Annotated in this window: 11 protein-coding genes and 1 tRNA gene; 3 read left to right on the top strand and 9 right to left on the bottom strand. The window is 35.9% G+C overall.

The window, feature by feature from the left end:
- Together PGOND44_RS13000 and PGOND44_RS12995 are read right to left on the bottom strand one after the other, a co-directional pair.
- Positions 1-1,908 carry a peptide MFS transporter gene (locus tag PGOND44_RS13000; RefSeq protein WP_003443506.1) on the bottom strand — a complete coding sequence of 636 codons (1,908 nt, stop codon included), beginning with the start codon at positions 1,906-1,908 and terminating at the stop codon, positions 1-3.
- Between the two features lie 5 nt (positions 1,909-1,913).
- On the bottom strand, positions 1,914-4,103 hold the full coding sequence (locus tag PGOND44_RS12995; RefSeq protein WP_003443504.1) for a S9 family peptidase: 2,190 nt from the start codon (positions 4,101-4,103) through the stop codon (positions 1,914-1,916).
- Positions 4,104-4,307: 204 nt separating this feature from the next.
- Between PGOND44_RS12995 and PGOND44_RS12990 the strand changes: the two genes are divergently transcribed.
- Both PGOND44_RS12990 and PGOND44_RS12985 read left to right on the top strand, forming a co-directional pair.
- Complete coding sequence (locus PGOND44_RS12990) at positions 4,308-5,618, top strand: hydroxymethylglutaryl-CoA reductase, degradative (RefSeq protein WP_003443502.1); 1,311 nt, start codon at positions 4,308-4,310, stop codon at positions 5,616-5,618.
- Positions 5,618-6,529 carry a GYDIA family GHMP kinase gene (locus tag PGOND44_RS12985; RefSeq protein ID WP_003443500.1) on the top strand — a complete coding sequence of 304 codons (912 nt, stop codon included), beginning with the start codon at positions 5,618-5,620 and terminating at the stop codon, positions 6,527-6,529. The genes PGOND44_RS12990 and PGOND44_RS12985 overlap by 1 nt, the downstream gene beginning before the upstream one ends.
- Before the next feature lie 62 nt (positions 6,530-6,591).
- On the opposite strand, the gene PGOND44_RS12980 is transcribed toward PGOND44_RS12985, so the two are convergent.
- The 7 genes from PGOND44_RS12980 to PGOND44_RS12950 form a co-directional block, all read right to left on the bottom strand.
- Entirely contained in the window at positions 6,592-8,706 is a 2,115-nt protein-coding gene (locus tag PGOND44_RS12980) for a peptidylprolyl isomerase (RefSeq protein ID WP_003443498.1), read from the bottom strand.
- A 150-nt stretch (positions 8,707-8,856) separates the two neighbouring features.
- A complete protein-coding gene (locus PGOND44_RS12975; protein ID WP_003443496.1) occupies positions 8,857-10,146 on the bottom strand; it encodes a hemolysin family protein in 1,290 nt (429 codons plus the stop codon).
- Positions 10,146-10,337: a hypothetical protein gene (locus PGOND44_RS16095; protein WP_003443494.1), complete on the bottom strand. Its 192-nt coding sequence runs from the start codon at positions 10,335-10,337 to the stop codon at positions 10,146-10,148. The genes PGOND44_RS12975 and PGOND44_RS16095 overlap by 1 nt, the downstream gene beginning before the upstream one ends.
- On the bottom strand, positions 10,334-10,894 hold the full coding sequence (lptC, locus tag PGOND44_RS12965; protein WP_003443492.1) for an LPS export ABC transporter periplasmic protein LptC: 561 nt from the start codon (positions 10,892-10,894) through the stop codon (positions 10,334-10,336). Before lptC ends, PGOND44_RS16095 begins: the two co-directional genes overlap by 4 nt.
- Before the next feature lies 1 nt (position 10,895).
- Positions 10,896-12,266, bottom strand: a complete 1,371-nt coding sequence (locus PGOND44_RS12960) for a tetratricopeptide repeat protein (RefSeq protein ID WP_003443490.1) — start codon at positions 12,264-12,266, stop codon at positions 10,896-10,898.
- A 13-nt stretch (positions 12,267-12,279) separates the two neighbouring features.
- The gene (locus PGOND44_RS12955) at positions 12,280-13,530 is read right to left on the bottom strand and encodes a hypothetical protein (RefSeq protein ID WP_003443489.1); all 1,251 of its coding nucleotides are present in this window, start codon (positions 13,528-13,530) and stop codon (positions 12,280-12,282) included.
- Entirely contained in the window at positions 13,530-14,261 is a 732-nt protein-coding gene (locus tag PGOND44_RS12950) for a type III pantothenate kinase (RefSeq protein WP_003443469.1), read from the bottom strand. Before PGOND44_RS12950 ends, PGOND44_RS12955 begins: the two co-directional genes overlap by 1 nt.
- Before the next feature lie 95 nt (positions 14,262-14,356).
- Between PGOND44_RS12950 and PGOND44_RS12945 the strand changes: the two genes are divergently transcribed.
- A tRNA-Phe gene (locus PGOND44_RS12945) sits at positions 14,357-14,429 on the top strand.
- Positions 14,430-14,603 lie beyond the last annotated feature (174 nt).

Here is a 14,603-nt window from a genome sequence, read left to right as displayed (position 1 = left end):
TTATTTAATTTCGTCATCTGCTATTTCAAAGCCTTCCGCCTCTAGGCCTTCCACTTCTTTTTCTTCAGCACCATGGGTTAAACGCTTTAATGGTTTTAATAGTAAAATAACTAAAACCCCAAAGGCTACTGTAAAGATTATAATTCCCATAAAGGTTTTAAACTCAAGATCTGTTTGAAATTGATCCACATCTACTCTGCCTACATAACGACCGTCTTTATAGTCAAATTTTAAGTAGGTCAATAACTTATCATCAACAGAAACTTCATAAGGCTCTATCCTATCCATTAACTCCAATTTTGAACCCTCTTCTTTAAAAGCAAATAACGAATTGATTTTTTCATCTGTATTTACTTCTTCAAAAATAACTTCACCAGAGGCATTTTTATAAAGTTGAGTTTCTAGTGTAAAAGCTTTATTTTTTTGAAAAATGCTATCTGTTTCATGATTCGGAACAAAACGCATCAGCTGATCTTGATCTGCTTTAAGGACAACAGTTATGCTTTCAGCTTGAGAGGATTCACCTATAATTCCAGCAACTTTGTTTCCCAAACCAGTTGCAGCAAAGTATAACCCCATCATAAGTGCACCATAGCGCAATGGAGCCAGCTTGGTGATAAAGGACAGCGCAACTGGAGATGCAGAAAGCTCTCCAATAGTGTGAAGTAAATACGCAAAAATAAGCCAATAGATTGCCGCTTCACCGTTAGCTTCATAATCTAAAGTAGCAAATACCATAAAGAAAAAGCCAAGTCCCATAATAATAACACCAATAGCCATCTTAAATATAGAAGAGGCTTCTTTTCCACGCCGCTTCATCCAAGCCCAGAATCCAGCGACTGGAATACCAAATAAAATGATATAAGTAGGATTTAAAGATTGAAAAAACGCAGCTGGAACAGTGTAGTCAAAAACAGGTAAAAATCTATCTGTTTTTTGTTGAGCATAAATGTTTAATAAGCCCCCTGCCTGTTCAAAAGCTCCCCAGAAAACAATGACGATCAAGAAAGATAGAAGTAAGACAATAAACCTATCTTTTTCTACCTTACCATTAAGATCTTCATAAACGGTCATCATAAAACCGACAACAACCGATAAAAAGATGAAGAAAACAATGTAAGCCGTTACTTCGCTTTCCATAAATTGGACAGGGATCACAAAAGAAATAGCCAGTAGCAAAACTAAAACAGCTAAAGATTTTTTGGTAGACAGCATTCTTTGGAAAATCTCTTTAATAGAGACAGAGGCTTCTTCGGTAGAATCTGGATCTGGTTTATTTCCAACATGGGTCAGGTATTTTTGACCATAAATGTAAACCAACTGTCCTAACACCATTCCTATAGCGGCTAAGCCGAAGCCATAGTGCCAACCATATTCTGCAGCGATATAACCTACCAAAATAGCTGCAATTGCAGCACCAACGTTTATACCGATATAGAAAATAGAAAAGCCTTTATCTCTTCTAGCATCTCCTTCTTTATAAAGACCACCCACCATAGTAGAAATATTGGGTTTTAGCAAGCCCACACCAAGAACGATAAGAAGTAAACCACTAAAAAACGCCCAATCCTGTTCAATAGATAAGACTCCGTGTCCTGCGACCAGAAACCAACCACCTATCATTACCGACATTTTTTGACCTAAAATTTTATCGGCAATAATTCCCCCAGGAATAGACACTACATAAACGAGCATCGTGTACCACCCATAAGTAGCTAGAGCTTTGCCTTCTTCCCAACCTAAGCCCGGATTGTCTGAACTGACTTTCGCTAGCATATAAAGAGTAAGTATGGCACGCATCCCGTAATAGGAAAAGCGCTCCCACAGTTCTGTGAAAAATAAAATATATAGACCTGCTGGATGTCCAAATAATTCTTTTTGATAAGCTGGTTTGATTGTGGCTTCCATATAAGTTAAAGCTTTTCTTTAATAAAGTTTGTCATTAAGGTGTAGAGGTGAAGGCGTGTGTTACCTCCGTAAATTCCATGATTCTTGTCTGGGTATATTCTCCAATCAAACTGTTTATTTGCTTGTACTAAGGCCTCAATAAGTTGCATCGTATTTTGTACATGTACATTGTCATCCCCACTACCATGAATTAATAGATAATTTCCAGAATTGAATTCGTCTACATGAGTAATTGGCGAATTCTCATCATATCCAGAAGCATTTTCCTGAGGAGTTGTCATATAGCGTTCTGTATAGACCGTGTCATAAAACCTCCAGCTAGTTACAGGTGCCACGGCAATAGCGGCTTTAAAAACGTCGTTGGCTTGGAAGATGGCATTAGAAGACATAAACCCTCCATAACTCCAGCCCCAAATACCAATCCTTTCTTTATTTATAAATGGTTTTTCACCAAGTAATTTTGCAGCAGAAATTTGGTCTTCGAGCTCGTATTTACCGAGTTCTTTTTGGGTTACTTTTTTGAAATCCCTCCCTTTATAACCAGTTCCTCTTCCATCAACACAAGCGACTATGTAGCCTTGCTGAGCAAGCATTTGATACCAATAATCGTTGGTGCCAAAGAAGCTGTTGGATACAGATTGAGAGCCAGGTCCAGAATACTGAAACATGAGTATTGGATATTCATTTTCTGGATTGAAATTAGGGGGCTTAATCATCCACATATTAAGTTCATTTCCATTAACTTCAATTGTAGATAATTCTTTGTCGGATAAATTATAAGGCTGAAGTGTATTCAATAAAGCTTGGTTGTCTTTTATCTCTCTTACCAATTCTCCATTACTAGCTTTATGTAGAGTATAAACTGCGGGAGTTGCAGTGTTTGTAAACGTATTGACGAAGTAAGTAAAGTCAGCGCTAAAGTCTGCTCTATTAGTTCCTGTTTTAGTCGTTAATCTCAATTTGTTTTTACCGTTGGCCAGTACGGAGTAGACATCCCGATTTACACTACCGTTTTCGGTACTTTGAAAATAAAGTCTACCGGATCTATCATCGAAACCATAAAAATTTGTCACTTCCCAAGCTCCGCTGGTCACTTGATTAATTAAACTTCCATTCTGTGCGTAATGGTAAATATGCTTCCATCCATCTTTTTCACTCGTCCAGATAAAGCTGTTGTTATTCAAAAAAGTTAAATCATCGGTAACATCCACATAAGCAGGATCTTTTTCGGTGAGGGTTAACTTGGCTTCATTTGTTTTGGTGTCAACTAGGTAAACTTTCAACTCATTTTGGTATCTGTTGAGACTTTGTACACTAAAAAGATTTTCGTCGGCTGTCCATTTCAATCTTGGTAAGTATTCATACTCTCCTAAATCAATTTTAGAAGTAGAGTTATCTCCAAAATTAAAGAGGTGTAAACTTACTTTTGCGTTGTCTTCCCCTGCTTTAGGATATTTAAATACGTCTTGAGATGGATATAAACTCTGTCCATAAGTTCCATAGAGATCCATGGAAAATTCTGGAACTTCACTCTCATCGAATCTTAGGAAAGCTATTTTATTTTCGTTTGGACTCCACTCAAAAGCGCGTACAAAGGCGAATTCTTCTTCGTAAACCCAATCTGTAACCCCGTTGATCACTTCATTTTTCTTTCCATCGAAGGTGATTTGAGTGGTTTCTCCAGTAGAAATGAGGTAAGAAAAAATATCATTATTTTTCACATAAGCCACTTTAGCTCCTTTTGGAGAAAAAGTAGGAGATTGTATTTTGTCTTCATCAATTTTGGATAGTGATTTAGAAGATAAATCGTAAACATAATAAATACCTTTTGAGGATCTTCTGAAAATAGATTCTACCTCAGTTCCTAAGATAAGCTTACTTTCATCGGCACTTAGTTGGAAGGTCTGAAACATATCCAACCCTGGAATAGATTTACTACTCACGAGAGTTCCCTTTTTTTCACCAGTCTTATAACTATATATGTCGACTTTCATATCTTGATTATCTCTATCGTAATCTTGAACTATATACGATTTACCATCCTTAAGAGACTGTAGAGACTGCATTCTTTCTTGGCTAAACTCGCCCCCCCAGATTTCCTCTAAGGTTATTTCTTTATTTTGAGCGTATAAAAGAGTGGAAGAATAAGTGAAAAAGAGAAAAAGAAAATAAATAAAAGTACTTGAACTTTTCATGGGCTATATTTTGGAGGTCAATTTTACTAAAAAAACATTAAAAATCGATTACTTTTTCTATTAAAACTCTAAATACTATGGGTTATTATAAAGTCCCCACTAAACTAATGTTGACTTTAGCTCTTTTTGAAATCAATTTTGCTAGCTTAAAGCAGCTTATATTTTATGAAGTGTATCTTTGTCATTCAATTCTAAAGTATAAAAATGTCTAAGATATCTGGCTTTTCCAAGTTGACTAAAGAAGAAAAAGTAAATTGGGTTACAGACCATTACTTATCAAATTACCCAAAGGCTAAAAAAGTGATTCAACAGTATTGGAATTCTGATGAAATGTTACAGAGATTACATGACGAATTTACTGAAAATACCATCTCCAATTACTATTTGCCACTTGGCATTGCCCCTAATTTTGATATTGATGGCGAGCTTTACGCTCTACCAATGGCTATAGAAGAAAGTTCTGTAATTGCGGCTGCCAGTAAGGCCGCAAAGTTTTGGCAAGACAAAGGGGGATTCAAAACTGAAGTTCTTGGCACGACTAAAGTGGGCCATGTTCATTTTGATTTCAAGGGAAACACAGAAGAGCTTAAGCATTTTTTCACACAAATAAAACCTTTATTTTTCTCGTCAACGGCTAGCATTACCAAAAACATGGTGAGACGTGGGGGTGGTATTAAAGACATTCAACTTATAGACAAAACTCAAGAGCTAGATAATTACTTTCAGCTGTATTGCACTTTCGAGACAAAGGATGCTATGGGGGCCAACTTCATCAATTCTTGTTTAGAGCAATTTGGACAAACGCTTGAAGCTGAAGCCTTAACTCACCAAGCTTTTAAAACTGAAAACACGTTTCCAGAAGTGATTATGTGCATTCTATCCAATTATGTTCCAGAATGTTTAGTAAGGGCTGAAGTCTCTTGTCCGATTTCAAACCTTGGTAAAACTCAAGAAGAGGCCAATCGATTTGTGAAAAAATTCTCACAGGCCATTAAAATCGCCAAAATAGAACCTTACCGTGCAGTCACACACAACAAAGGAATAATGAATGGTGTGGATGCCCTAGTTTTAGCTACGGGAAACGACTTTAGAGCGGTGGAGGCAGGCGTTCATGCATATGCAGCTAGAGAAGGGAGTTATTCGAGTTTAACCCATGTAGAAGCTAAGGATGGTGTTTTTAAATTTTGGATAGAAATTCCTCTTGCTTTAGGCACCATTGGAGGTCTTACAAGTTTACACCCATTGGTTAAGCTATCCTTAGCCATGCTGGGAAATCCTACTGCAGAAAAACTGATGCGAATAACAGCAGTTGCAGGTCTTGCTCAAAACTTTGCTGCCGTCAATTCATTGGTGACTACTGGTATTCAAAAAGGGCATATGAAAATGCACTTGATGAATATTTTAAATCAATTTGAAGCCAACAAGGGCGAACGGGAGGAAGCTGTGGAGTATTTCAAAACACATACAGTAACACATTCTGAAGTGATTTCCTTACTAGAAAGACTACGTGCCTAATGGACACACAAACGTTTTACAGCCACGGCAAGCTTCTCATTACAGGAGAATATTTAGTACTCGACGGAGCTAAAGCCTTGGCAATGCCTTGCAGATTTGGGCAACATTTAAAAGTCACTCCTTCTTCAAACCAATCTTCACGATGGATAAGCTACACTCATCAAAAGGAAGTTTGGCTAGATATTGAATTTGATCTTTTATCCATAACAAAACAAAAAACTGAATCTAAATCTGATCTTGAAACTCGGCTTTTTCAGATTTTATATGAAGCTTTTCAATTAAATCCTGAAATTTTTACTCAAAACTATCGGTTCGAAACTCATCTTGAGTTTCCCAGAGATTGGGGCTTGGGAACATCGTCTACTTTAATAGCTAATATCGCTAAGTGGGCAAATGTAAATCCTTATGAATTATTAGCTAAAACCTTTGGAGGTAGCGGTTATGATGTTGCTTGTGCAGAGTCTGGTTCAGCTTTAATATACCAGCTCCAAAACCAACTACCAAAAGTAGACCTTGTAGAAATACCAGAAGTGATAAAACCTCATGTGTATTTTGTGTATTTAGGTCAGAAACAAAATAGCCGAAGTGCTATCCTTAATTATAGGAAAAACAAACCATTACAACTCGCCGATTACATTTCAAAAACTAACGAGATCACCTCAGAAATGCTAGCAGTTGAATCTTTAGAGCATTTTCAAAGCTTAATAGAAAGTCACGAATCACTACTCTCTGAAATTCTTCAAATAGAGCCTGTTCAAAAACGCTTATTCCCTGATTTTGAGGGTAACATAAAGAGCCTTGGGGCTTGGGGAGGAGATTTCGTTATGGCTGTAAGTAAAAGCAATCCAAAATCCTATTTTGAATCTAAAGGCTATTTTACTGTTTTGGAATATTCGGATATGGCTTTATAAACAAAACCCCTTTTAGTAAAGACTAAAAGGGGTTTTGTTTATAAGTAATAAATACCTAGTGATTAATACATCAAATGGCGATTGTCTTCTATCTCTTTACTGTTCTTTAAAGCTTCGATAATTGGGCTTGTTCTAGGATTTAATAAAGAGCGTGTTCTTTTTTCTGTTTCTTCTTTAGCAACAGCTCTATAAGTGGGTAAAGCAGGTGCCTCGTTCTTCTCCAGAAGTTGTATCACATACACTCCAGTATTTCCCTGTAAAGGTTTAGAAATATCATTAACGCTCATAGCAAAAGCAGCACCTACTATTTTTGGCTCTCTTCCGCCTCCAGGAATAAATGGATTGCTGATGTTAACCGAAGATGCTTTTTGCTTAATTACCCCAAATGATGAAGCAACAGCATTCAAGTCTTCCCCTTCTATTTGAGATTTAATTTGTTCAGCTTGTTTTTGTTTTCTTAAAATTGGAGTAACAATTGCAGAGGCTTCTTCTGCTGACTGTAGGCCTTTCTTAGAGATTTTAGTCACTCTTGCCACAATGTATCCGCTTCCTGTATCAAAACTCTTGATGTCTCCTGTTTTAGTTTCACCTTCAAAAGCCCACTTAACGATAGAACGTTGACGACCTGCGCCAGGAATGCTTTCGTCCAATTTATTAATTCCATTAACAGGTTTTACAGTAAGCTCAATACTATCAGCCTCTTTTCTAAAGTCATTATCTTTTGTTGCTAATTCAAATTTACTGGACGATCGGTATAGTTCGTTTAATGTTTTTTCTGAAGGCTCGACTCTTTTGGTGACTGTAGCTACTTTTACGGCGTCTTTAAGAGATGTTCTATCTTCAAGATAAATAACGTGAAATCCAAAATCTGTTTCTACGAGTCCATAACTATTGACTTTAGCTTCATCGAATACATAATCATTGAATTCTGGAACTAGAGCTCCATAAGTAATCCAGTTGAGTTGACCTCCATTTTCTGCACTTTGGCGATCTGAAGAAAATTCATCCGCTAACTCTGCAAACTTGCCAGAGTTTCTTCCCACCACAGTCGTTAAACTATCTGCTAAAGCTTTGGCTTCCTCTTTTGTTCTAGTGACTGAAGCATCCACACGAGTACCATCATAAGTAACTAAAATATGGCTCGTTTTTACAGAGTCTGCTTTTTGCGTTCGCTCTACAAGTTTTGAGATTTTATAGCTTTCATTTTCGTAATAAGGACCATAAACTTCATTCACATCCAAGTCTAAGATAGCTTGGGCAAATTCACCTTTCATGTTATACTCGAAGGTATAATTATCATTGTATGGTGTTTCTGAATGAACAGCAACAAACTCCTGAAGATTATCTGTAGTATTGAAGTTAGATAAGCCTTCCGCTTGTTCTACCTTCTCGTCAGTCGTAAGTTTTTTGATCTCTTCTAAAACAGAAGCGTTATCTTCTTCTGAAGGAGCTTCTTCAAAATACACGTACTCCAAATTACGCTTAGCCTCTTGCTGAAACCTTTCTTTGTGAGCGTTGATGTAATTTTGAATATCAGATTTTGAAACTTCAACTTCTTCCACCTTATCAAAAGGAACTTTTACAAATTCAAAAGTAAGGTTATCGTTTTCTTGATGATAAATTTGTCGACCTTCCAATAGTGTAGCTTGTACTCCTGCCTTCACCATATTAAAATAAAGTTGAGACTTAGCATTCACTTCCATAGACTGCTCAAAGTTCACCCATTGTTGGTATTGTTGTGGAGACGTTACTTTCAACTCAGCTATAAACTGCTTCAATTTTGCCTCGTCGAAAAAACCAGCTTCGTTTGAAAACCTTGGATCACCAGCTAATTGTTGAGCCATAGCATCTGTAATCTGGTCTGCGCCTACTTCTAGACCTAAGCTTTCAAACTCTTGTTTTAACAACGTTCTACGTAAGTTATTTTCCCAGGCTTGGTTGGCTGCTTGTAGTGTACTTACGCGGCCTTGGCTTTGTTGTACAATATTTTCTACTTCTGCGGCAAATTCTTCTCTACCTATTTCTTCATCACCAATTACACCAACACTACTAGTTGCTTTGTCTGAAGAAAACCCTCCATTTCTGAATAAGTCTGTAAGTACAAAAGCAAATAAAGCTAAAGCTATAATTACAATAAGAAAAACTGTTCGTTCTCTAATTTTACTGAGTATTGCCATTTTAGGATATTTTAAGAAATCTAGTGGGGCGAAAATAAGATAATTAGCCCATATATAAAATTTTGTCGTTTAAAATATTTGAAACTCTTTTAAATGAAAAATTTGAATTACCATTTAAATGAAACTACAGAGTGTAACCCAGTTATAGCCCTATTCTGATGTGTCTAGCTTAATAGAAACCAATTCTATTTTTTTGCTAGAAGCTTCCAGAATTTTTATTTTAAATTGGTCGATCTCTACTTCTTCACCAACGTCTGGGATTTCTTCAGTCGTATTTACGATCATTCCACCCAAAGTTTCATAATTTTCACTTTCTGGAAGATTTACTTTATATTTTTCATTGATGTAGTCAACATCCAATCGTGCTGAGAATTTATAAAAATTATCTCTTATCCTCTCTTCTACCAGAACCACGGAATCATGCTCGTCTTCAATCTCACCAAACAATTCTTCTACAATATCTTCTACTGTCATCATCCCGCTTGTCCCACCATATTCATCTACAACCACAGCAATACTCTTTCGTTTTTTGATAAGGATATTGAGGATTTCTTTTACCAACATCGTTTCAGGCACAAAAACAACTGGCATCAAAATACTTTTGATATCCTGTGGATTCCTAAACATTTCAAAAGAATGGATATAACCTACAATGTCGTCGTTGCTTTCTTTATAAACCAATAATTTAGATAAGCCAGTTTTTGTAAAAATGTCAACCAAGTCTTGAGTGCCATCCGAAATATCGACAGCTACAATCTCATTACGGGGAATCATAACTTCTCGAGCTTTAACCTCAGAAAATTGCAGAGCATTCTGAAAGATTTGTATTTCAGAGTCTACATCCTGATTGTACTCAACGGTTTCCATCTGTTGGTTGATGTAATCACCAAGCTCCACTTTACTAAAGTTAAGCTGTACTTTATCCCCTTCAATTTTGAAAATTTTCTTTAGAATAAAATCAGATACCCAGATCACAAAACTAGAAATAAAGCTAAATAAGTAATAAAAAATAAAAGCTGGAACGCTGAATACTTTAAGCAATACGTTTGCATAAATCTGAAAAAAAACCTTGGGCAAAAATTCAGCTGTAAAGAGGATAACGATTGTAGAAATGAGGGTTTGCGTAAACAAGCTAGCTTCAACAATAAGGTAACTTAAAAATTCACTTTGCAAAGGCCGCAGACTCTCAAACCAATTCATAATAAGATCCCCCATAAAAAACCCATATACTACTAAAGCGATATTATTACCTACCAACATTGTAGCGATAAACTTGGAAGGTTTTTTCGTCAAGGTCTTAAGCACGCTGGCAATAAGGTTGCTTTGGTTCTTTTGAAGTTCAATATGCACCTTATTTGCAGATACGAAGGCGATTTCCATACCAGAAAAAAATGCTGAAAGTAATAAGCATAAAACGATAATGAGGACTTCTGTGCTCATTATTGTTTATTTTTTTTTTCAATTTTTTTTCTAAAACGTCTTTTGAAAAAAAACATAGATACCGCAAGGGCTGAAAAAAATAGGTATAGATAAGCTCTACCTTCACTCTCTGCCCAAATCCTTATGGCCTCTATAATAAAGAAGATTGCAAAAGCGATATAGGCGAATTCAAAGTATTTGAAAAATTTCATTTGTCTTGGATATATTGGATACCAGTGTTCGTTCTTGAATTGAAGGTATTAAATTTCTGATCGGAATCAAAACCTTCTCCCTGGTTTTTAGCGCCATTGGAAAGTTGTAATTCGTAATTGTAATCTGTGAAAAGCCATTCCTGTTTTTGATCCCAATAAAGTTGAGGGCTTCTCAAAATTGTACTATCGGAAGTCACAATACTTACGTTTTGTCTTAAATCGATAAGTCCAGTTTCCAAATATTGAATAGCATAGTCTGAAGTCACTGTATTTTTACTAGAGTCTTTTTCAAAAAAATCAAGTTCAATACCTTGAGGAAATTCTCTGAAAGGGAATTTCCTGTTGGAAAAATCTAGCATTTCGGGACTTCTCAGGTTTGCTTTTACAAAGCCACTATCTGTATAAAAGAGATTAAGATCGTACACCTTGGATTGAGGTTCTAGAAAATCTTTTTCCATCTGCTTAACATCCCTTAGATTTCCCTCACAAGCAAAAAGCATTGCTGTAAAAATACATACAGCAATGCTTTTGTAAATGAGTGATTTTTTTTTTGCCATTTTAGAGGTTTGGTACAACCACACTTTCACCTATCCAACAGTTAGAAAACGAAATTTTCTTACCTGCTGCATCTTCTTGAAAGATGTCCGATTTTTGCGGAGCTCTACCTTTATAACTTGCTGCAGTGGCAGTAGCTGTAGAACTTAAAGATGGATCTACACGGCCAGCTCTTGTAGCGTAATCTGCAGCCAACCAGTAAACTGATCTTTTGTCAAAAACAGATTCACCGCAGTTATTGGCACTTTTAGCATACATTTCTGCAATCTTCAAGTAAGCGATTCCCATAGAAGGCTTATTGTCTAAAGCTTTTCTGTAATAGCTCCTAGCTTGAGAAAGGCTTCCTCTTTCTTTATAATTGTTAGCGATTCTATAATAAATTCTAGCTTTTCTAACTTTGTCTTGTGCCAGCTCCGCAGCTTCGTTGAAATATTCTAAAGCTTTTCCTCTGTTACCTTCAGCTTCTGCAAGTTGTCCTAATGAATAAGCAGAATTTGCTGATGGCTCTTGTCGATGAAGCGCTTCTGAAACTTTGAAAAATAAAGGATCTTCCGTACAATCTTTTGCAGAGAGCCTCTCATTAGCATTTCTTAACCAATTTAAATCGTTTTTCTTTTCTTCAAAATCTTTCTTGTAAAGCGGTAATAAGTTATCGCAATCTGCTTTAGATCCAAGTAAAGAATTTACACTTCCTTTAATTTTAGTGTAATTTCTTAAATAGATTTCAGAATTTTTTAGAATTCTGGATTCTCTAGACGTCAATTCTTCTTGAGCTTCTTGCTTTTCTATTAATGGTTTTGCTTCAGCTGCTTTATCATTTTCTTGAGTTTCGATCAAGAGAATTACCTCATCATACTTATCGAATAAAAATTGGATATCTCTTTCTCCAGTATCATTTAGGTCATTAGCGATTCTAAAGTAGGCATAGATAGCTACAGGTGAAGAAAAGTTGTCCTTATCGGTTTCAACAACCTCTTCAAAAGCTTCTAGTCTTTCCTCTAGAGTTCCTATTTCATTTTTATACTGGATCATTGCTATATCAGCAAGCATATCTCCCTCTTTGGTATCGTTAGGGAATTTCTCTAATCGCATTCTTTGATTAGCAATAAATTCTTGGACCAACTGCATTTTCTTGTCATCAGTTTCTGCTAGATCTATCATGTCTTCAAGCATTTTCCCTCCACGTTGATAGATAAGAATATTTAAATCAGCACAATTTTCTAAGAGATCCTTATATTTAGGATAGGCATCGTCAAAGTTTTTAACTTTTGCGCTCTCATTAAATAAACTAAGCGTGACATTACAATCTTGAGCATTTGCTGTACTTAAAGCGAAAAGAACTCCAAAAAGTGTAAAAGCGATTTTAAACTTCATAATTTTAAAGTGTTTAATTATATTTAGATTTAATGAACCATTTATCGTTGAAAGAAAAACTCAAAAATACACTAATAAAGTTTTCTTGAATTAAATTATTACTAGTTGTTCCTCTTTCAAAATACTCTACTCCCAAGTTGGCATTGGTAAATACCCGACCTGCAGGTAAACCTAGACCAAATGATATGCCAAACTCATCAATATCTTCACCTCGATATTCTAAACCTGTTTGCTCCATCCTAAGGCCTGCTCTATAAACCACTCGCTTAAAGTAACTTACAGGGTCATTGTACCTAGGAATATAATATCCTCCAAGACGAAAAACATTTGCATCTATTTGAGCTACCTCGGGACCAAAATTGTAGGAAAGTGAAGAAAAATCTCCCGCTTGGTAGTGTTCGTACTCCAAGCCTACAAACCATTTTTTATCTTCACCTATCCCAGCTCCAAAGGCTAACATTTCTGGTAATTTTATTTCAGAATCTCTAGGCTCCACATCAAACTCATCTACAACAATTTCAGTGTCGTTTTGGCCTATTTGAATCGTAGCAAGTTCTCTTCTATTGCTTACATTTAAACTTGAACCTGTTTCATACCTTAAAGACGTATTAATAGTCAATTTTTCATTTAAATTAAACTTATAGAGCGCACCAACATTGTAAGACAATCCACTAATATCAATAAAATTTAGTTCTCTAGAAGCAAACTGAATCTGTTCTCTAAAAATAAGATTCTTATTCTCAATGTCTCCAAAATTGTAATTGACTGTACCCCCTAGTCTAAAATTTTTAAAGGGTTCAAAACCAGCAGATAAGTGAACTGTATTTAAGCCTCCTCGACCATTTAACTGTGATAAGGTAGTGCTTGTTCTTTCTACTAATTCATAACCCACTGCAGTTCTAGGTTTTATTCCAAAACCTACACCAAGTTTATTGAAAGGAAGTCCAATAGCAATATAATCTAAAGTCAAATAATCTAAGTTATCAGAAGCAGAAGCAGACTCCAATTCGACTGAATTGGTTGTAGCTCCAGCGGTAAACGTTGTTAACTTCAAATCTGAGTAGGCCGCTGGATTTTTTAAATTCAAATGAATACTATCTCCCAACATCCCTAATCCACCCATAGATCTGTTCTCTACAGTTCCTCTAAAGGCTTTAGTCCCAATTCCTAGAAAAGAATAAGGTGAGGACGAGTTTTCTTGTGCTAAAGCTGAAGAAGTCGTTAAAAGTAGTACCGATGTAAAAAGAATAAATCTAGTGAGCATTAATTTGAATTGAGTTGTAAAATTTTATTTAAGCCTTTTAATAAAAAATTCGAAGTGGCAAATATGCTATTTTTTATAGATGCTGACAACAAATTGTAATCACCTCCTGTTAAAACAACTGTTAAATCTTCATAATCAGCAAGATAATCTTCAACATAACCGTCGATTTCATAGCAAACTGACTTGAAAACACCAATTTGCATTGCTTCGTGAGTAGATTTACCGATGAAAAATGTGTTTTGCCAAGGCTTTGTTATCAACGGTAATTTTTCTGTAAACGTATGCATGGCTTTAAAACGCATCTGCAAACCTGGAGAGATAGCACCTCCTTGGTAAGTATTTGTTTTGTCCAAAAAATCGTAAGTGATACAGCTCCCTGCATCTATAACCAGAACATTGGCATTAGGGTAAACCTCGGAAGCTGCTGCTACAAGGGCTATTCTATCTAAACCCAGGGTTTCAGGGGTTGTATAATTATTTTTAAAATTGACTTTACTTTGATGAGTGAATTCAACAAGGTTTAGCTCTAAAGTCAATTCCTTTTTTAAGTCTTCTGGAACTTGAGCTGTTGAAGATATGATGCCGTTAGTAAGCTTAGGATAGGTTTCAAAAAGAGTCTTTACATGTTTTAATGCATTTGCTGAAGAAGATGACGTGCTCTCCAGCAGTTGATCTTGATCAAATATTGCGAGTTTAACCAATGTATTCCCTACATCAATAACTAAATTCATGTCAAAATTTAGGGTCAAAGATAGTGATAAGAATATTTCAAGTTTTGTTTTGTAGAATTAAATAATGGTTTTATATTTGCCCCCGCATTAAAACTGGTGCCTTAGCTCAGTTGGTAGAGCAAAGGACTGAAAATCCTTGTGTCCCTGGTTCGATTCCTGGAGGCACCACCTTTTAAACCTCAACTTTAATTAGTTGGGGTTTTTTTATATTTAACCCACACACTTCCTCTATATAATTTATAGCAAACAATCCAACGAAATTCTAAATAAGAAATAGACCCTGGTTCCCCCCGAGGCTTCGGGGCTGGAGCACCACCTTTTAAACCTCAACTTTAATTAGTT

The organism is Psychroflexus gondwanensis ACAM 44, assembly GCF_000355905.1.
Taxonomy (GTDB): domain Bacteria; phylum Bacteroidota; class Bacteroidia; order Flavobacteriales; family Flavobacteriaceae; genus Psychroflexus; species Psychroflexus gondwanensis.
The sequence above is the reverse complement of the archived record's forward strand: the minus strand, read 5'-3'. Positions and strand labels throughout refer to the sequence as shown.

Excerpts from the sequence above, each read along its gene's own strand:
- PGOND44_RS13000 (WP_003443506.1), bottom strand. The coding sequence starts at position 1,908 with ATGGAAGCCACAATCAAACCAGCTTATCAAAAAGAATTATTTGGACAT.
- PGOND44_RS12995 (WP_003443504.1), bottom strand. The coding sequence starts at position 4,103 with ATGAAAAGTTCAAGTACTTTTATTTATTTTCTTTTTCTCTTTTTCACT.
- PGOND44_RS12990 (WP_003443502.1), top strand. The coding sequence starts at position 4,308 with ATGTCTAAGATATCTGGCTTTTCCAAGTTGACTAAAGAAGAAAAAGTA.
- PGOND44_RS12985 (WP_003443500.1), top strand. The coding sequence starts at position 5,618 with ATGGACACACAAACGTTTTACAGCCACGGCAAGCTTCTCATTACAGGA.
- PGOND44_RS12980 (WP_003443498.1), bottom strand. The coding sequence starts at position 8,706 with ATGGCAATACTCAGTAAAATTAGAGAACGAACAGTTTTTCTTATTGTA.
- PGOND44_RS12975 (WP_003443496.1), bottom strand. The coding sequence starts at position 10,146 with ATGAGCACAGAAGTCCTCATTATCGTTTTATGCTTATTACTTTCAGCA.
- PGOND44_RS16095 (WP_003443494.1), bottom strand. The coding sequence starts at position 10,337 with ATGAAATTTTTCAAATACTTTGAATTCGCCTATATCGCTTTTGCAATC.
- lptC (WP_003443492.1), bottom strand. The coding sequence starts at position 10,894 with ATGGCAAAAAAAAAATCACTCATTTACAAAAGCATTGCTGTATGTATT.
- PGOND44_RS12960 (WP_003443490.1), bottom strand. The coding sequence starts at position 12,266 with ATGAAGTTTAAAATCGCTTTTACACTTTTTGGAGTTCTTTTCGCTTTA.
- PGOND44_RS12955 (WP_003443489.1), bottom strand. The coding sequence starts at position 13,530 with ATGCTCACTAGATTTATTCTTTTTACATCGGTACTACTTTTAACGACT.
- PGOND44_RS12950 (WP_003443469.1), bottom strand. The coding sequence starts at position 14,261 with ATGAATTTAGTTATTGATGTAGGGAATACATTGGTTAAACTCGCAATA.